This is a genomic window from Methanolacinia paynteri (assembly GCF_000784355.1).
Lineage (GTDB): Archaea > Halobacteriota > Methanomicrobia > Methanomicrobiales > Methanomicrobiaceae > Methanolacinia > Methanolacinia paynteri.
In genome coordinates this window covers 125569-144543 of sequence record NZ_KN360928.1, presented here as the reverse complement: position 1 = coordinate 144543, position 18975 = coordinate 125569, and the positions used below count along the sequence as shown (strand labels likewise).

Below are 18975 nucleotides of genomic sequence, written 5' to 3'. Positions count from 1 at the left end.
ATTATTTGTTTAATAGTCCTATGAAGTCCTCAACGTCAAACGAAGGCATCTCCGATTCATTACCGCTGGTTCCCGTCGATCCGTGGGTGAAGATATCCGGGAGGCCTAATGCCCCTTCCTCTTTCGTTACATCCTGCTCCTGGATGTCGACTTCAAAACCGGCCCTGATGTATCCGTATTTTGTCTCTGTAACCGATCCGAACCGGTTGGACAGGGTAAGTGCCACGGTATAGAGTCCCGGCTCATCATAGGTGTGTACCGGGTTTTCCAGTAATGATCCCACTCCGTCTCCAAAGTCCCATAGTATCGTGTCATAAGACCCAGTGGAGTTGTCCGTGAATCTTACAGTGAGCGGTGTATATCCTGTAGTGATTTCAGAGTAGAAGTCAGGGTCGGGCAGTTCGCCGGCAATGATATATGAGGGTTTGAATTCGGTTTTTGTACCATATTCGTTGGAGATGGTCAATGAGACATTGTATATGCCGGGCTCTGTGTACGTATGATCCGGCTCGGCCTCTGGCGAGAATGTTCCGTCTCCGAAATTCCATAGCAGATCGGGTTTGATATTTACCGAAGTTGTGATCTCGGGAACAAAATGAATCGTAAACGGCACGAGCGAAGGTTCGGCATCCGATATGAAATCAGCGGAGGGCACCGCATAACTGTCAAGATCGAACATCCTGACCGATTCATTTCCAGGCGTGGAATCGAACCAGACTATGTTGTCACCGCTTATCTTCGGTTCGGACTGAAGATATTCGGAAGAATAGATCCCGGCGCTTATTCCGGTTTCGATGTTCTTTACCCTGATTAAATTCAGGCCGTCTTCTTTTTCCTGCCAGACTATGTTGTTTTCGTCGATATCCGGGTTCAACTGGTCGCCGGGGTTATCCACTTCGGTTTCGGCTGACATCGCGTTCGTGTCGAGGAGGGCAATGTCGGTTTGATCGCCGTTCTCGTACTCCCATACTATATTTTCTCCCGAGATCGAGTAATCGTCCGGTATTTCTGATATTATGGCCTCTGCGTTCCCGGAATCTATGTTCTGCCTGTAGAGCGTTCCTTTCTCCACCCAGTAGACGTACTCTCCGCTAATCTGAGGGGTGTGCTTGTCGCTTGTGTCCGATCCGTGGAACAGATAGCTGCCGTCATCACCTTTCTTCAGATAGATATTCGTATAGCCTCCTGTCCTGCTGTCCAGCCATACAACGGTACTGCCGTCGGTTGCAGGAAAATCCTGGTTTGAGAGGTAGGGATCGACATAAGACAGGCTCCCATTCAGGATATCGTAGCGGATTAGGTTTATGGGTCCCGGAATGTCTGTCTTCTCTCCCCAGAGAAGAAGATCGTCTGCAATCCCCGGATGAAAGGTGGAATATTTTGATGATGCAATCTTTTTGACTTCCTTTTCAGGAATATTATATAGGTACAGGATCTGTTCTCCATATCCTTCTCCGGGTTCGACCCAGATAACATTGTCTCCGCTGATTCCTATCTCCCATCTGTCTTCCGGATAATCCGTTAACGTGGAGATTGTACCTGCCGCCTGGTAATGGACTGCTGAAACAGCCGGAACGAGGCATACAGCCAGAAAGAATAATACGATCAAACCCCTGTATTCACCCATTTTACAAACCCTGAATATGAAATAGTATTTTTCCGGGTTAAATAAATGAGTTGCTAAAAGCTATGGTTAAATTTGGAAATACAGTATTTAATCATATGTTAGGAAAATATGAAAAGAATCTACTTCTTCTGATCATATTACTATTATGAACTGGCTTGTTTATCTTTCCGGAGACGCTCACCTCATGGATATTATATCCCGGTCAGCTCCAGAACTATTGATCCGCACCGCTTCAGACTGCCGGTACGCTTTTTTTTATGATTCTTCCGGGGATTTTTCTACTGCGGAAGATGTCAGCTCTGACGCCGGCAATAAGATCAAACTTATACGGGGGGTGTCGATGCTGGTCTTTAACGGCGATCCTAAAATAAAGGCGGAAGATATTAGCGAGACACAGCAGGAAAAGAAAGATTTTTTGAGTGACACGCATTCAGGAAATGACGGGAATTTCATTATCTCGTGTGAGGACGGGAATGACGAGGAGATTCAGATCAGGAGCCCTTTCGAGTCGGTTTTTCTCGTTGCAACTGCGGATAGCGACCTCGGCGCAGCAATAAGCGAGATCCCCGGTGCATTCGGAACATGGGATGGATTTTTAAAATTGTTCCGGATGATCGAGTCTTCTGCGGGAAATCCCGTGGCGAAAGGATGGTGTTCTGATGATGAGCTGGGCTGGTTCCTGTATTCGGCGGACCGTTTGTCGTCCGGTGAATCCTGTGAAGGTGGCGAATCTGCGGACCTGATGTATCTTTCGGAGGCAGAATCGTTTTTGACGATCCTGCTGCAGGAATGGATAAAGGAAAAAAAGAGGGAACTGGATATCTGATTATTCGTTGAATTCCTTAATATTCGTCTGGTACGAGCCTTTTATAAAATCGGTATATCTCGGGCAGGCCTTTTCGCCCTTGATCCAGAGAGGATATACTCCGGTAAGGCAGCCGAGGCAGAGATCATCTGCGGGCATGCCTATTGCATCAATGAGCGATTCGACAGACACATGATGGAGTGAAGTAGCATCTATCCCCTCCTTCACCTCTTCATTCGACTTGTCGCTTGCGATAAGCTCCTCTCTTGTCGGCATATCAACTCCAAGGTAACAGGGGGCCTTTATCGGGGGGGATCCTACTCTCATGTGGACCTCTTCAGCTCCGGCTTCCTTCAGGATATTTATAATTCTCTTTGAGGTTGTTCCCCTGACTATGCTGTCGTCGACGATAACAATGGATTTATCCTTGATATGGCCTTTTACAGGATTCAGTTTTATCCTGACGGCGTTCTCCCTGTCTTCCTGCGTAGGCATTATGAAGGTCCTGCCCATGTACCTGTTCTTGATCAGGCCCTCCCTGTAAGGGATGCCGGAACTTTCCGAATAGCCTGTTGCATGGGCTATTCCGGAATCGGGAACAGGTGAGACGAGATCGGCCTTTACGGGAGCTTCGAGGTACAATGCCTGGCCGATCTTTCTCCTGACATCATAAACCAGGCGGCCGTCAATAACCGAATCGGCCCTTGCAAAATAGATGTATTCAAAAACACAGTGTGCATGGCCTGAACTCTCTGCAATCTGTACGGACTCCAGCCCTTTTTTACTTATGCAGACAAGCTCTCCCGGCCTGACATCGCGGATCAACGTGCCGTTTAAAGCGTCCACGGCAACGGATTCAGAACATACTATATATCCGTCTTTCGTTTTTCCGATGCAGAGCGGCCTGATCCCGAGGGGATCACGGAATGCATAGACCTTGTCTTCGGAGAGAAAAACCACGGAATATGAGCCTTCGAGCCTTTTCATACAGGCCAATACCGCATCTTCCATGCGCCCGGATTTCCTGAGTTCATCGGCGATTACATTTCCGATAACTTCCGTATCCGTGGTTGTAGAAAATATCTGGCCACGTTTTTCGAACTCTTCGCGCAGCTTTTCCGTATTTGTCAGGTTGCCGTTGTGTGCTATGGCACAAAACCTTCCCATAAACCTGAATGTAAAGGGCTGGATATTTTCCGCGATCTTTTCGCCTGTTGTAGGGTAACGGACATGACCCAGACCTGAAAAACCCTTCAGTTCGTGGAGTATATCCTCGTCAAATACCTCTGCGACAAGGCCGGGACCTTTATGCTTAAAAAGTGTTTTACCGTCAAAAGTGGTAATACCCGCGCTCTCCTGCCCGCGATGCTGCAGGGCGTAAAGAGCGTAGTATATCGGGATTGAAACATCACCGGCACCGATGATGCCAACGATACCGCACATGATATCTGTCTTGTTAGGCTGGAGATTTTAGTGTGTGGGGGTTTTCGATTTTTTCGTAACCCAGTTATATTTGCGCATTCTTGATGTCTTTCCGAATCCACATGCCGAACAGACTTTATCGCGCTTGTGATAGGACACCTTTCCACATCTCCTACATACGATGTGGGTCTGGGTCTGTCTCTTTCCTCTTGATGGAGTTCCTTTTGTCATTTTAAATCACCTAAAATTATAAATTTCTCTTTCAAAAAATACTCTTAGTTTACCGACGGAGATATGTAGATTACATTGTCGCCACGGACAATTAATGTCCCCTGGCTCTTGATAACTCCGTTAATCTCTTCTTCTGCGTTCTCAAGGACGAGATTCATGTGAACATCGTATCCCTGTAATATCCCGCGAATTTCTCTGCCGCCCTTCAGACTGACTATTACCGGCTTCTGATTTAAAGCCTGGTCCAAAATTTCCAGTGGTCTCTTTGTCATGGGGTTCCCTTTATTCTTTGATGAGGATTAGTATAATTGCGAGTGTAAGATAGATAAATATAGCGCAAAAGGTGTATCAGTCCTGGCATCGATATGATGAATAACTAATATCGGAGTTAAAATGGCAAAGCTGAATGTAAAAAAGAGATATTCTATACGGAAATCGCGTCTTGCCGATCTTAAAAAGAAACTGGAAGAGGAGATCGGGGAATCGGCTGACAGTTTTCTTTCCGGAAATGTGGAGATTGCAGAGACGGACAGCGATTTTATGATCTATCTTGTCAACAGGAAACCGGCGATTATGGAGAGGGACGGCTGGGTTTTTCCTACCCTGAGGGCATTTGTTGAGACTCCTTTTGAAGTCCGCAAGGCTGTTGTCGATTCCGGTGCGGTGGCTTTTATGGCCAAGGGTGCAGATCTTATGCGCCCGGGCATTGTCAGTCTTACCGGCGACATCAGGGAGGGCAGGCCGTTTGTCATCGTGGAGGAAAAGCATGGCAAACCACTGGCAATAGCGGTTGCGCTTATGGATTCTGAGGGCATTATGGCTTCTGATAAGGGAAAGGTGGCCAAGAATATCCACTATGTGGGAGACGATCTCTGGAACCTCGAGATCTGATTTATTCGAATAACAAAAGATAAAATTAAATAAAATTCACTCTACAATTCTTCATATGGCTAAAAAGTTTACATCCCTCTTCAAAAAGGGAAGTCCATCGGATGAAGCGGATTACATGGAACTTGATCTGGCCTCTGTCGAATCCTCGGGTTCGGGGGGTCCGGCGACAATGTACGTCAAGATCGCGACTATAAACGAGATACGTGACACACCAAGAATAAAAGACGAGGTCTATAACGGTAATATTGTGATCGTGGACATCGGGCGCCTTAAAATGGACAAGATCACATATGAAAGGGTGGTAAAGGATCTCAGGGATGTTGCAAATGATATCAACGGGGATATAATCGGTCTCGGCGACCAGAAATACATTATCATAACTCCGATGTCTGTCAAGGTCTCCCGCGAAAAAATTGGAGCCTGAGTTTGAGAAGGGTTATTACAGCTCCATGTCCGGTCTGTTCGAAGGATATCCAATATATATATCAGACTGAAAGAATTCCCTATTTTTCAGAGGTTATGCTTGCCCATGCTTCCTGTGACTGTGGTTTTAAATCGGTTGACACTATGGTCATGGGAGACAATAATCCAATCCGGTACACTGTAAAGGTCGATGGAGAGGAGGATCTCGCGATAAGAGTCGTCAGGAGCAGCAGGGGCTCGATCGAGATTCCTGAATTCGGTATACTTGTCGAACCGGGTCCTATGTGCGAGGCATTCATATCGAATGTCGAAGGTGTTCTTTTGAGAATCCTAAATGTCGTCGAAGGAATTATCACCCGTTCAGATGAAGAGCCTGAGAAGGCAAATGCCATCGCGTTAAAAGAAAGGCTTGAGAGGGCACGCGAAGGAAAAGAGCCGTTTACATTAATTATCCAGGATATCAACGGGAACAGTGGAATCGTCAGCAAAAAGGCCAAAAAATCCGAATATATCCCGTATGGCGATGTGCCTGACGAATCCTGATCGCATCTTTTTCGGCCGGTTTTGATCATGCTTGATAAATTTTTGAATCGCGGCGCAGAAGAGGAGAAAGAGCGCCTTCTGAATACAATAAGAGATCTCGAGAAGGATAATAAAAGTCTCCGCAAAAGGCTTTCAAAGAGGGAAACAAAGGCGTCTGAGGACCCTGCAAGGAGGCAGGAGCTCGAAGAGTCGCTGAAAAAGGCACTGACAAAGATTGGTGTTCTCGAGCATGAACTCGAGGTCTGCAGGAGCGATAATAATGACTCCTGTGGTCCGTCTTTTAAAAGTTTTAAGCTCTCACAGAGGGAATCACTTGAGTTTATAGGCCTTCTGTCCTCACTGCGATCGGAAAAGGGAGATCTTCTGTCTGTTTACGGTACTCCCGGGGATGATGAGGTCCTTTCGAAAGTGCCGGTGCAGGAAATTGTTGATGTTATTCGTGATGACCAGAGGGATACGGGATTTGCTCTCTTTCATGGCGGCGGATCTGAATTATTGCCTGTTTTTGCGGTTATCCCCCCATTCCCTGTTGAATCGTCTTTTTCAGTATCCGGTAATTCCTATGAAACCGCCGAATTGTCAGCCATCCTGAATTCCGAGCGGGCGGCAGCCTTTGTACTGGCACATGCGGGAGAGTCTTTCATAGGAATTGCCGATGCAAAGAATATTCTCTCAGGCGAACTTGTAAAAACGGGTGTCAAGGAGAAGCATTCGAAGGGCGGGTGGTCGCAGAAGAGATTCGAGAGGCTCAGGGAGGAGGATATCCGACATCATGCGGAAAAGGCCGCAGCTGCGTTTGATTCTATGATGGAATCCCATGCGGATATTGCAGATTGCCTTGTCCTTATGGGCGATGTCCGGCTTGCAGAGGCGATTGCTGCAGACTGCCCTCTTGAAAGGATCATACGAACTACCGATATCAAACCGGACAGGCACTGTGGTGAGGCTCTTCGAAAAGAGATCTGGTCTTCCGTCTGGTTTAGGTTTTAGGTTTTTGAATGTTTATCTGGAATTTGAATAGAGGGGAGGCATTCATCTTCCCTGACTCATTTTTTTACAGGTGATCAAAGGTCACTGTAGGAATCGATTGGGCCGACAGCCCTTCGGTAGGCAACCCCTGCGCAAGTTCACTACGTGAACACGCCCTGACCTCAGGGCTTTGCGCTATGGCGATAGCCGGCCTGGACGCTACCCTTCCGGGTAAGCCTCGGCCGGGGGATTACAAGTTGAGAATATATTTTAAAATTTCGATAGGAAATATACTGGTCTTAGCAGAATGAAGGGACCTGCTCATCAAATTTTCGCCTTGTAACGTGGAATATGACATTTTCCGGCCGTGAGGCCGGGGTATCATAATTGCACATGTTTGCGAAGCAAACCTGTGATGGGGTTCGATAGGGGCTTATGCCCTTTTATAAATCTCTGTAGGATTATATCCCATAGAAATGACCGGAATCACCGAAACTTAATTAAAAAAATTATTTCTCGAAGACTTCGCCTTCGAGGCGGACGCCTTCTTCGCCGGTGATTTCGCCGACAATCTTTGAATCGGGAACAATCTCCGTGATCTTTCCGGCTTCTTCTTTCGGTGCGATGAAGACGTAGCCCATTCCCATATTGAATGTCCTGTACATCTCGTGTTTATCGATATTTCCGATCTCCTCGATCCATTTGAATATCGGTGAGGGTACAAGGGGACTGGAGATGTCGAACCCGTAGGGTCCGAGTCTTCTGAGGTTGTTTAAGCCTCCGCCTGTAATATGACACATCCCGTGGATCTCGCAATTACGGGTTACTTCGAGGACTTCGCTGTAGATTCTTGTAGGTGTAAGAAGCTCCTCGCCAAGTGTCTTTCCCCACGGCATCTTCTCGCTGTAATCCGCGTAAGAATCGACGACCTTCCTTGCAAGTGTCAGGCCGTTGGAATGAATACCGGTTGAAGGAATCCCGATAATGACATCTCCTTCCTTTATTGCCGCACCGGTGATGATCTCATCCTTTTTCCCTACACCCAGGCAGGTTCCTGCAAGATCAAGGCCGTTTACAAGCCCTTTTAGTGTCGCAGTTTCGCCGCCGATGAGGTTCATATTTGCAAGCCTTGCACCCTCGTTTAGCCCGACACCGATCTGCCTCATCTTATCAGGCTCGACTTTGTCGGTTGCGATATAATCGACGAATGCAACCGGCTCTATGTTCATCACGTAAAGGTCGTTTACATTCATCGCGATGCAGTCAATTCCAAGAGTCGACCAGTTTTTCAGCCTGTCGGCAACAAGCATCTTCGTCCCGACGCCGTCTACGGCAAGTGCAAGCACGTAATCTCCAAAATCGACGAGTCCGGCGAAATGGCCTACATCGCTGCACATTTGATATCCGCCGGTTCTTCTGTACGTGAGTTGTGAGACAAGGGTTTTGACGCCCAGTTCTTCAAGGCTGATGTCCACACCTGCCTCGCTGTATGTGTACCCGCCCGCGACGTTCTTTTTCATATGCTCTCCTCTTTAGAAAGTTCGAATTCATCGTGAAGAACAGCCACCGCCTTCTTTCCGTCCTCGGCTGCTATTACGAAGGATATGTTCACCTCTGAAGATCCCTGCGATATCATCATGAGGTTGACTCCCGCTTTTCCAAGCGCTGTGAATATCCTGCCGGAGATCCCAGGTGTTCCTGCCATTCCGGTCCCGACAACGGCCACTGCGACTACATCCCTGTCATATGTAACCTCACGGACGTATCCTCCCTGCTGGACCTTTGAAAGTGCCGCGATTGCAGAATCGAGATGCTCATCATCCACTATCAGGGAGATGTTCGCCTCTGATGATCCCTGTGAGATCATCATAACATTGACGTTTCTGTCTGCAAGTTCGGTGAATATCGCTTTTGCGACCCCCGGCCTTCCGACCATCATAGCACCTGTGATGTTTATGATGGAGACCTTCTCGATATATGTTATCCCCTTTACTACCCGGTCATCCTTCTTCTCGTATGCAAGGACGCAGCTTCCTCCGGCAGAGGGGTTGAAGGTGTTTTTGACCCTGACAGGGATTCCTTTCTGCATCGCGGGTTCGATAGATCTCGGGTGGAGCACTTCCGCCCCGAAGTATGAAAGCTCCATCGCCTCATGGTATGAGATGTCGGATATTACACGGGCATCGGGAATTATGCGGGGGTTTGCAGTCATTACGCCGTCTACATCAGTCCAGATCCAGATCTCATCGGCATCTATCCCCGAACCGACGACAGCCGCCGAATAATCCGAACCGCTCCTCCCGAGTGTTGTGACGATTCCGTCCTTCGTGCATCCCATATATCCCATGACAACCGGGACCATATCCTGCAAAAGTGCTCCGACCCTGCTTTTGATCCTTGCATCGCTCTCAGGCAGTACATTTGCGCATCCGTGACGCTCGTTTGTGATGATCCCTGCCTCACATCCGTTGAGTGGCATCGAATCGATCCCGTTCTGCCTCAGTGCTGCGCTCACGATCAATGCCGAGAGCCTTTCGCCGAAAGAAATGATGTAGTCTTTGGATCTTGGAGTGAGCTCTCTTAAATTGTGGACGGCGGTGAGGATGTTTTTCAGGTTGTCGAGACGGTTTTCAATATCAGATGAGACCGCCTCATATTCGTCGGGTGCAACACCTTTAAGCACCTTTGTGTGCCTGGTTCTCAGGGACTGTATGGTAGCCTCAATCGGAGGCTTGTCAGTTGATTTTTCGACCTCCTCCGCTATTGCAATAAGCTGATCCGTAACCCCGGACATCGCCGATACTACAACCGCAAGTTCGCACCCTGAACTCCGGTAATGGCTGATGATCGACACAACGCGCCCGATGCAGTTCTCATCGCCGACCGATGTGCCGCCAAATTTCATTAAAAGCCTCAATTTAGCTCACTCTTTTTATTGGTTTTATAGTGTATGGAGTTGCTATGGTATTAAAATAAGCGTGGGGATTATCCGGGTTTAGGGTGCTGTTTATAAATTTTGCAGTCTGCCATTTCTTTATGTCTTATAAATAACTAACCTTTAATCCTAATGGTTGCAGAGAATACGGAAAATATCATAGATTGCCATGTTCTGGTCATCGGAAGCGGTGGTGCCGGAACAAGAGCGGCAATTGAAGCTGCACTTTACGGTGACGTGGTAATGATGAGCCGCTCTGTTGCCGGAAAGGGCGGCTGCACCCCTATGGCCGAGGGCGGTTTCAATGCGGTGCTGAATCCTGCGGACTGCTGTACCCTTCACGAAGAGGATACGATGAAGGGCGGTGCATACCTGAACGATCCTGAACTTGTAAAGACACTTGTGGCTGAAGCGCCTGAGAGGATGAAGGATCTTATTGACTGGGGTGCAGTCTTTGACCTTACGCCCGAAAGACAGCTTGCCCAGCGCCCGTTCGGCGGCCAGAGGTTCAACAGGACATGCTATGCAGGAGACAGGACCGGTCACGAGATGATGATGACTCTCGTCGAGCACCTGAGAACAGAAAATATCAAAATACTTCACGAGATCTCTGCAATAGAACTTTTAAAATCCGAAGGAAGAGTCTGCGGTGCGGCCGGGCTTGACAGAAATGGAAATCTGGTCGTCATAAAAGCCGATGCCGTCGTGCTCGCAACCGGCGGGGCCGGGCAGATTTACGAGGTGAATACAAACTGTGCAACGGGCAACGGCCAGGGTTTTGCACTTGCATTCAGGGCAGGAGCGGAGCTTATAGACATGGAGATGGTGCAGTTCCACCCGACAGGTGCAGTTCAGCCGTATGACGCCCGCGGGAGGCTTATTACTGAGGCTGTCCGCGGTGAAGGCGGTGTTTTGAAGAATACCAAAGACGAGAGGTTCATGAAGAATTATGATCCCGAAAGGATGGAGCTCTCGACAAGAGATGTCGTCGCACGCTCAATTGCAACCGAGATCCTCGAAGGCAGGGGAACTGAAAAAGGAGGCGTGTATCTCGATGTTTCGCACCTTAACGATAAATATATTGAAGTAAAGCTCCCGCTCATGCTTGAGCAGTTCCTCAACTTCGGTGTCGACATAAGGAAAGAGCCGATGGAGGTCGCACCCACCGCCCATCATTTCATGGGAGGCATCAGGATAGATCCTCATGGGGTGACTAATGTCCCCGGGCTCTTTGCATGCGGCGAAGTGACCGGCGGAGTCCACGGTGCAAATCGTCTCGGCGGGAATTCGCTTGCAGATACCCAGGTATTCGGTAAGCGTGCCGGAGAATCTGCGGGAAAGAGTTCTTTGACCAGCAGAAAGATCGATCCGATTCAGATCGATGCAATCCGGACCCGCCTGGAGGGATACCTTAAAGGAGATAAGAACCCTGCCCAAATCCGCAGGAGAATGAAGGCATTGATGTGGGAGAAAGCCGGAATATTCAGGACTGAAGAAGGCCTGAAAACAGCTCTTTCAGAGCTTGAAAAACTCTCCGTAGAGAAACCTAAGGCTGAATCGCGTGAAAATCTTATTGACTGCTGTACAGTTGCAGATATGCTCACTACAGCCGTTCTCGTCGTGAAAGGCTCACTGATCAGGCCCGAATCACGGGGTGCCAACATGAGGACAGATCTAGGACCTTGTAAAAATCCGGAAAAATCACCGTACAGCCACACGTTCCAGTCACTTGAAAAATCGGGAATTGAACGGAAGGAGGAGCAGTAGATGGCTTCGGTTAAGAAAGTCAGCCTGAAAGTAAAGATCCTGAGGCAGGACCCTTCTTCAGGAATCACTCCCTCTTACAAGGATTATAATGTTGAGGTCAACGAGGGAGCTAGGGTGCTCGATGTACTGATCGCTGTAAGGGACAACCTGGACCCGTCTCTCTCTTTCAGGTACTGCTGCGGTGCAGGCCAGTGCGGGAGCTGTGCAATAAAGATAAACGGCGAACCGAAGCTTGCATGCATGACTATCGCAGAAGACAGGATGATTCTGGAACCTCTTGATCTTCCGGTCATAAAGGATCTTGCTGTCGATCTGGTCTCCGAGCTTTCAAAGATGCCCGGCCTTGTCCCCTGCGGATGCGGTGAACTTCCGGAAAAGGAAGAGATCGACAGGATAAGACCGATAAGAGACTGCATCGAGTGCCTGTGCTGTGTATCGGTATGTCCCGCGATGAGGGTTGTGGATTTTGCAGGGCCGACCCTGATGAGGCAGGAGATGAGGCTTGCACTTGATCCGCGGAGTTCAGGGAACCGGGTTCCGCTGGCTGTCGATGAAGGGCTTTTCACATGCACTTCCTGCCAGGCCTGCTACCTTGCCTGCCCTAAGAAGATAGCTATTCCCGGAAGAGCGATAGAGAAACTCAGGGAACTTGCCAACAGGCAGGGCTTAACACTTGACCGGCACAAGGCAGTTGCAGAATTGGTCAGGACCACAGGAAGAAGTGTCGAGAAGGCAGGTGAAACCTTCCTTGAGATGGTTCCTGAGGTAATCGAGCCTTATGGTGAGGTTCGCTGCGAGGTAGGCTTCTTTGTAGGCTGCATGTACAATATGAGAGTTGTTCAGACCTGTCTCGATACTATTGAGGTTCTTAAAAGAAACGGCATTAGGGTCATTGTCCCGAAAGATCAGGTCTGCTGCGGATCGCCTCTTATCAGGACCGGTCAGACGCAGATCCTTGAAAACCTGAAAAAGACGAATATCGTATGCTTTGCCAAAAGGGGCATTGATACCGTTCTTACAATGTGTGCGGGATGTGGATCGACACTTAAAAATGACTATGACACACCGTTTGAAGTGATTGATATCAACCAGCTGCTTGTCAAATACGGGATCGAGCCCCCGGAAAAACTTGATGTAAGGGTAACATATCATGATCCCTGCCACCTTCTCCGCGGTCAGGGCGTACATGACGAGCCGAGAGAACTCATCGGGATGTTCGCGAGAGAATTTGTCGAGATGCCGTCTATCTGCTGCGGTGCGGGGGGTGGTGTGAGATCCGGGCTTCCTGATGAGGCGAAAGCGCTCGGGATGAAAAGGGGAGAGGAGATCGGGAAGACCGGCTGCGACATTGTTGTAACATCCTGTCCGTTCTGTGAATTCCATATCCAGGAATCGACTGATAAACCCGTTAAAAATATCAATTCACTTATTCTTGAGGGTTACAGGAAAAAAGATGAAAAGAAGGCAAATTAATTTGCCTGAATTTTTATCCAGTTCCCGTATAGTTTAACTTTTCCTGCAGGTTTTGTGTTGCTTCTATTGACCGGATAATCGAGATGATCTCTGCCTGATCCGCCTCCGCATTGGTATTGAGTTCCAGATTTAGCAGAGGAAGCGCGTTATCCCCGATCTTAATGAGCGTTATTGCAGCCTGCTCTTTTTCTGTGTCGCTTCCGGTATTTACTATCTCTATAAGATCCGGAACAGCTTTACTGCCCATCAGTGCCAGTGTATTTGAGGCCCAATCACTCTCGTCTTCGTTATCTGAATCAAGCTTTTTGGTGAGAGGTTCGATCGCAGGTTCTCCGATATATACAAGAGCTACGGCTGCGTAACCCGAAGCCTGCCGATTCCCTGAAGAGAATACATTGATCAGGGGATTTACCGCTGCCTCACCGCTGGCTGCAAGTTCTTTTACAGCCGATGTCACCGTATCCTTGTCATCTGAATACAGGTCTTCAATATACCTGGAAATTTCACTATTGTCCTGCCCTGACGAACCGGTACATGCAGCAGTAAAAATGAATGCTGTGAGTATCAGTATTGAAGCGATATGAATTGCCCTGAATTTCATTGCACAAATTTTGTCCTTTCAGCTGAAAAATGTTCATGATGAACCGGGTAGAGAGTGGTTCCTGAATAATTGCCTCGCCGGACTTAGGTTCCGAAATCACATGGAACTCTTATTATGCATAAACTTCGATTAATTTTTAGGAGTTTCTTATGAGTGAAAAAGAGATTGAATGCCCTAAATGTAAAAACAAATCAGTTTACATTGAACATCCCGATGAGTATGAAGTCTGGCTTAAATGTAAGGATTGCGATTTTTTCCTTGGAATGAGCGCTGATGAATGGCACAGGATCCACAACAGCCCCAATCTTGATTCGAAAATAAAGAAAATGTACGAAAAGGAGCACGGAATAACTGCCGGTTCAGATAAAAAATGCAGGCTCTGCGGTGCATCCAAAGGAGAGAAGGGATTCTTATGCCTGTGTGATAAGTGCTGCTATAAGCTCCTGATCTTGGTTATAGTCATAATGGTCATAGGGTCGTATATGGTCTGGATGGCATTATTATAATTCGTATTATATATCTAAAACTGTTTTTTATTGAACCGGATTGTTAGATCTATTAACCTTCCTCACTGTCAATATTAATAAATAAACAGGATAAACTCTCTTCAAGCGGACAGGTAATTGTTTTCGTGTCTTTACAGGAAATTCAGATTCAGTCCAGCATTTCAGGTACCGGATATATTATATGGAATACAGCTGTGTTTCGATTGCAGGAAAAAGGCGGCACAATGAGGACTCCTGTTTAGCTTCACAAATTAAGGACGGCCTTCTTATGGCGGTTGCCGACGGGATAGGAGGTCATGCTGCCGGTGATGTGGCATCACGCATAGCCATAGATACCCTGCGTTCAGAGTTCTCAAAAAATTACAGGGCGGGCATGAGTGCCGCTGAAATTGAAAAGTTATTGAGAAATTCATTTGCGATGGCCGATGAAAATGTCAGCACTCTGGCCGTAGGAGACAGGGCCGGAATGGGTACAACGCTCGTTGCCGCATTTGTCCGTGATTTGGAAGTTTTCATTGCAAATACCGGCGATTCAAGGGTTTATCTCTTTAACGGAATGCTAAAGCAGATAACCGTGGATCATTCTCTTGTTCAGGAACTTGTGGATAAAGGAGCAATAGATCCTGAAAAAAGGAGGACGCACCCGATGAAGAACGTCATAACAAGATCTATCGGCGGAGACTTTTCCGTAGATCTGTATCATATAGGGATCAATTCAGGAGAGGTTCTTCTTTTATCCAGCGACGGTCTTCATGATTATATAGAAGATGATGTTATATCAGATGGGCTGAATTCGGTGGAAACTGCGAACGGAACTGCCAGACTGCTCGTCAAATCCGCCATGCCTGTCTCGGAGGACAATATTTCGGTTGTTGTTTTGAAAAGATAAGTTATGTAATAGTTGAAAGTGAATTGATTTATTAACGAGGGAGTGATAAAATGAGCGGTGGTATTAATGACAAAACAATTGCGATATCCTCGGATCCGGATTTTTATGAGGACCTCTCGGAATACCTGAACGTCCTGTCAAATCCTACAAGGCTCAGGATCCTGAAGCTGATTGAAAACCACCCAAAAGAGGTTCGCGAAATCGCCAGGGAGATCGATACGAGCTATGAAAATACAAAAAAACATCTCGATAAACTGCTTAAGACAGGTGTCATAAAGAAAGAAGCCGGGATGGGCAGGCAGACCTCAAAAGGAGCACTTCCAGTATGGAAATATTCACTTATCCCCGGCGGAATGGAAGGAATTATCCGCAACCTCAGTATCTTTTCAAATATCGATGTAAGGATAGGGCATGAGGAATTAAACGCCAAACTGGACGAGGTCAGGAAACTTCTTTCAGAGGACAACAGCACAGGTGTCCCGCTGATAGTTGTTCTTGGCGGCGAATGCGACGGAGAGGCCTATGCCTTAAAAGAAGACGAAATCCGGATAGGTCGTGAAGACAACAAATCCCCTGAATTCAGTAATTCCGACAATGCCATAGTCCTTCCCAACTCCTATGAGGCAGTAACAAGGGTAAGCAGGCCGCATGCCAAGTTTATCAATCGCAAAGGGGACTGGTTCATAGAAGACTGCGGAAGTACGGGAGGTACATATATCAATAATACAAAGATTCAGGCCTGCCGTGAGACATCCGTTATCGACGGGGATATGATCGATCTTGCAAGAGGATCGAAAGGAGCAAGAATCATCTTCAATCTGACTCATAAAGACACACCTGAATAATAAATCTCAAAATATAACCCGTACGGATAACGAAACAGAGGACAGAATAATCGATGAAAACGGTGAGGGGGGATAATAAAATAACGCGAAGGATTACCTGCCTGAGCTGGTGCTCTCTGCATATGGTTATTTTATTTCTTTTCTTCCTGCTTCTTGTCTCACCGGTTGCAGCAGTAAATAATACCAGCAGCAGTGAAGGAATTATAAATCAGACAGTCACGAACAGCATTGCTGCAGCAGTAGCAGGAGCTGAACCAGGTTCTGTTCTGTTGATCGAGAGCGGTGAATGGGGGGGCAATTTCATAATTGATAAACCGATCTCCCTCCTTGGAATGGATAGCGGGACGGGAAAACCGCATATTATTACCAAAGAGGGGCTTGCCGGGATTACAATAACTTCAGATAACGTAACCATCGAGGGATTTACAATCTCTGGCGATGCCGACTGCGCAGTATGGATTGAGGGAAACGATACGACAATCTCCGACAACACCTTTCTCGGAACTCCGATAGCTATAAGCATCATATCCGGGAGCGGGCTTTCGTTTTCAGGGAATTCCATAAATAACCATAGTGTCGGCATATACGCGGATAAGAATGTTTCCGGTATTATAACCCTGAATAATTTTGACAACAGGGTGAATGCGAAATCCCTGACGACGACCCTGAACTGGTCCTCGGACAATTCTTCGTATCTTTACGAAAATGATATCTATAATTCGTCTCTGGGGAACTACTGGGACGATTACAAGGGGAGTGATGATGACGGAAACGGCATAGGCAGCACTCCTTATATGCCCTATACCTCGGCATCGGATATCCGGGATGCCGTGGGCTCTGACTTTATCGGTTCGCTCTCTGATGAAGGAGTAAAGCAGATCTACGAAGGATACTGGAAAGGTCTTTTCAGGAATGAGAATTATGTGAAGGATAAGTATCCGCTGATATCTGAAAATTCAATGTATGTGGTAGTCCCGAAGACAACGCAGGCCGATATCATTACTGCAGGCGGTGTCAACGGTACGGGACCGACGGGAATTCCGATTATACAGCTGCCGGAGAATATTTCTATAAACCTGAGCGTTCCCGGGGGTAAAGAGAATATTTCGGTTCAGGCTACCCCGGGTGGCACTGGCGGTGATCCGGCCAGAATCGAGCCGATGCTCTACCTCCAGAGTCCGGTTGAGATCGTTTTGGTTATGGTTCTTATTGCCGGGGTATTCGTCGGATTAATTGGGATTATGGGAAAGTTCGGGAGAATGTACGGTTTGAAAGGCGGGAGGAAGTATGAAGTCGTCTTCATGGGTCTTGCCTTTGGCGCCATGTCTATTGCCCTGCTTTACACTGTTGTATCGTATACGTCAAGGCTGATATACGGGTTTATCGATTACGGGATGATTCAGGTTGCTTTCATATTTATTACTACATTCCTGATTACATCATCCGCATTTCTGGCTTTAGGTCTTCTCAGCGGTAGGTTCCCTGTAAACGTCTACCGTCTCCAGTGCCCTGTTGCGATTGTTGCAACAGTTCTCATGGGAATATCTTTGTATACAGTACCTGTGGAACTCGGTCCGGTTACAGGAATGGCATATCCTGCAGCTCTTCTCCTTTCAATAGTTCTTCCGCTTGTCTTCAGGCATCGTTTCAAATCACTGGTCATGAGATGGTACGCAGAGAACGGCGATGTAACGGCCTCTTCGTTCGATCCTGATTCGACTTCGCTCTTCATGAAAGAAGAGGATATTATGAGTTCATCGCTCTCATCTTCCTATTTCCCGGAAAGTCTCCATGATAAATACAGCGATGTCGAATTTATCGGAAAAGGAGGGATCGCCAGGGTTTTTAAAGCAAAAAGGCGAAAAGACGGAGTCGTAGTGGCGGTAAAAGTTCCGATAAACTTTGACGAGACTACCGGAAGGCTGTTTTTGAAGGAGATGAGGATCTGGGAAGGACTGGAGCATCCGAACATTGCCAAACTTAATTCGGTAAATATATTCCCTGTCCCTTATGTAGAGATGGAATATCTTGAAACGCCTCTGGCGGCTCTTGAAAAACCGCTTCCTCCCGTGGAATCGTTAAGGATAATCTATGATGTTGCAGAAGGGCTTTCTTATGCCCATTCGAGAGGCATAATCCACCGTGACATAAAACCCCAGAACATTATGCTTTCTGCAGACAAAACAGCAAAGATTACCGACTGGGGGCTTGGGAAGATAATGTCGGACGGGAATGAAACGACCATTATAGGATTTTCCCTGAATTATGCGGCGCCGGAGCAGGTCGCTCCGAAGACCTTCGGCTATCCTGACGAAAGGACCGATATATACCAGCTTGGAATTGTATTCTATGAGCTGATAACCGGAAAGAAACCATTCTCCGGTTCAGGTGTCGCAGAGGTTACCGACGAGATCCTGCATTTGCAGCCCGTCGTTCCTTCGGAAGCTGGAGCCTTGGATGATCTCTTTGACGATGTAGTCATGAAATGCCTTAATAAGAACCAGGATGAGCGTTTTTCTTCTGTAGATGAGTTTAAAAAATTCCTAACCGGGATTGTCCTTCAAAACGACAACCTGAAGGAATTCTTTAAAGACGTTGAACCGTCCGGTTAAATGAGTTACCCACCGGCATATTATTCATTTATATTAGCCCAAAAGAATCTTACTATCAGGGTTGAGAGGATAAGAATCTTCGATGACACCGGAAAGGATTGATCAAAATGAGGAGGTGGTAACCGGCAAATATGCATGGTAATACTAGGAACCTGATAAGTCAGTAGAAACATATTCCGTATCAAACGGAAAATTAAATCACCAGTCAATGGCTGCCTTCAGGCAACCTAAATCAGCAACCAATAATTGGCAACCAGATACGCCCCATCTGCGAAGCACAACGGGAAAAACCACGTTTCAACTCCAATCCCGCTTGTGCCGGACAGGTACAGATAATAATACAATATATAATATAATCCCACCAATCCCCAGAAAAAAACCAGACAAAACCACTGTGGTGAAAAATTCACCACACCCCTCCTTTTCTGGTTCCAAA

General features: G+C 47.2%; 18 protein-coding genes. 11 read left to right on the top strand and 7 right to left on the bottom strand.

The features are described 5' to 3' along the window. Nucleotide 1: 1 nt before the first annotated feature. Nucleotides 2–1627, bottom strand: a complete 1626-nt coding sequence (locus METPAY_RS04125; RefSeq protein ID WP_048149394.1) for a PKD domain-containing protein — start codon at nt 1625–1627, stop codon at nt 2–4. A 340-nt stretch (nt 1628–1967) separates the two neighbouring features. Between METPAY_RS04125 and METPAY_RS04120 the strand changes: the two genes are divergently transcribed. Further along, nucleotides 1968–2453, top strand: coding sequence for a hypothetical protein (locus tag METPAY_RS04120; protein WP_157198988.1), 486 nt, complete (start codon nt 1968–1970; stop codon nt 2451–2453). On the opposite strand, the gene purF is transcribed toward METPAY_RS04120, so the two are convergent. The 3 genes from purF to METPAY_RS04110 are packed head-to-tail and all read right to left on the bottom strand — an operon-like array spanning nt 2454 to nt 4357. Further along, nucleotides 2454–3875, bottom strand: coding sequence for an amidophosphoribosyltransferase (gene purF / locus METPAY_RS04115; RefSeq protein WP_048149391.1), 1422 nt, complete (start codon nt 3873–3875; stop codon nt 2454–2456). It lies immediately after the preceding gene. 27 nt (nt 3876–3902) lie between these two features. Then, nucleotides 3903–4085: a 50S ribosomal protein L37e gene (locus tag METPAY_RS14575; RefSeq protein ID WP_013330573.1), complete on the bottom strand. Its 183-nt coding sequence runs from the start codon at nt 4083–4085 to the stop codon at nt 3903–3905. 44 nt (nt 4086–4129) lie between these two features. Beyond that, complete coding sequence (locus METPAY_RS04110; RefSeq protein WP_048149389.1) at nt 4130–4357, bottom strand: LSM domain-containing protein; 228 nt, start codon at nt 4355–4357, stop codon at nt 4130–4132. Between the two features lie 121 nt (nt 4358–4478). Here METPAY_RS04110 and METPAY_RS04105 point away from each other — a divergent pair, with 121 nt between their 5' ends. Genes METPAY_RS04105 through METPAY_RS04090 form a run of 4 tightly spaced genes read left to right on the top strand, consistent with a single transcriptional unit; the run spans nt 4479 to nt 6932 of the window. After that, nucleotides 4479–4976, top strand: coding sequence for an RNA-binding protein (locus tag METPAY_RS04105; RefSeq protein ID WP_048149387.1), 498 nt, complete (start codon nt 4479–4481; stop codon nt 4974–4976). 55 nt (nt 4977–5031) lie between these two features. Then, nucleotides 5032–5400, top strand: a complete 369-nt coding sequence (locus METPAY_RS04100; RefSeq protein ID WP_013330570.1) for a cell division protein SepF — start codon at nt 5032–5034, stop codon at nt 5398–5400. A gap of 2 nt (nt 5401–5402) precedes the next feature. Further along, nucleotides 5403–5942, top strand: coding sequence for a ZPR1 zinc finger domain-containing protein (locus tag METPAY_RS04095; protein ID WP_048149385.1), 540 nt, complete (start codon nt 5403–5405; stop codon nt 5940–5942). Between the two features lie 27 nt (nt 5943–5969). Continuing rightward, nucleotides 5970–6932, top strand: coding sequence for a Vms1/Ankzf1 family peptidyl-tRNA hydrolase (locus METPAY_RS04090; protein WP_048149383.1), 963 nt, complete (start codon nt 5970–5972; stop codon nt 6930–6932). 488 nt (nt 6933–7420) lie between these two features. Here METPAY_RS04090 and purM read toward each other — a convergent pair whose 3' ends face one another. Further along, entirely contained in the window at nt 7421–8431 is a 1011-nt protein-coding gene (gene purM, locus METPAY_RS04085) for a phosphoribosylformylglycinamidine cyclo-ligase (protein ID WP_048149381.1), read from the bottom strand. Beyond that, nucleotides 8428–9816: an aspartate kinase gene (locus METPAY_RS04080; protein WP_013330566.1), complete on the bottom strand. Its 1389-nt coding sequence runs from the start codon at nt 9814–9816 to the stop codon at nt 8428–8430. The genes purM and METPAY_RS04080 overlap by 4 nt, the downstream gene beginning before the upstream one ends. A 162-nt stretch (nt 9817–9978) precedes the next feature. Here METPAY_RS04080 and tfrA point away from each other — a divergent pair, with 162 nt between their 5' ends. Both tfrA and tfrB read left to right on the top strand, forming a co-directional pair. Continuing rightward, the gene (tfrA, locus tag METPAY_RS04075; RefSeq protein WP_048149379.1) at nt 9979–11613 is read left to right on the top strand and encodes a fumarate reductase (CoM/CoB) subunit TfrA; all 1635 of its coding nucleotides are present in this window, start codon (nt 9979–9981) and stop codon (nt 11611–11613) included. Continuing rightward, on the top strand, nt 11614–13086 hold the full coding sequence (tfrB, locus tag METPAY_RS04070) for a fumarate reductase (CoM/CoB) subunit TfrB (RefSeq protein ID WP_048149377.1): 1473 nt from the start codon (nt 11614–11616) through the stop codon (nt 13084–13086). It begins immediately after the preceding gene. A 13-nt stretch (nt 13087–13099) separates the two neighbouring features. Here the strand turns inward: tfrB and METPAY_RS04065 are convergent, their stop codons facing one another. Continuing rightward, a complete protein-coding gene (locus METPAY_RS04065) occupies nt 13100–13687 on the bottom strand; it encodes a HEAT repeat domain-containing protein (RefSeq protein WP_052418649.1) in 588 nt (195 codons plus the stop codon). Between the two features lie 149 nt (nt 13688–13836). Here METPAY_RS04065 and METPAY_RS04060 point away from each other — a divergent pair, with 149 nt between their 5' ends. The 4 genes from METPAY_RS04060 (at nt 13837) to METPAY_RS14060 (ending at nt 18539) form a co-directional block, all read left to right on the top strand. Further along, nucleotides 13837–14193, top strand: a complete 357-nt coding sequence (locus METPAY_RS04060) for a hypothetical protein (protein ID WP_048149375.1) — start codon at nt 13837–13839, stop codon at nt 14191–14193. Nucleotides 14194–14374: 181 nt separating this feature from the next. After that, nucleotides 14375–15082, top strand: coding sequence for a PP2C family protein-serine/threonine phosphatase (locus METPAY_RS04055; RefSeq protein ID WP_048149373.1), 708 nt, complete (start codon nt 14375–14377; stop codon nt 15080–15082). Between the two features lie 50 nt (nt 15083–15132). After that, on the top strand, nt 15133–15927 hold the full coding sequence (locus tag METPAY_RS04050; RefSeq protein ID WP_048149371.1) for an FHA domain-containing protein: 795 nt from the start codon (nt 15133–15135) through the stop codon (nt 15925–15927). Between the two features lie 122 nt (nt 15928–16049). Then, the gene (locus METPAY_RS14060) at nt 16050–18539 is read left to right on the top strand and encodes a protein kinase domain-containing protein (RefSeq protein WP_052418648.1); all 2490 of its coding nucleotides are present in this window, start codon (nt 16050–16052) and stop codon (nt 18537–18539) included. The last annotated feature ends 436 nt before the right edge of the window (nt 18540–18975 follow it).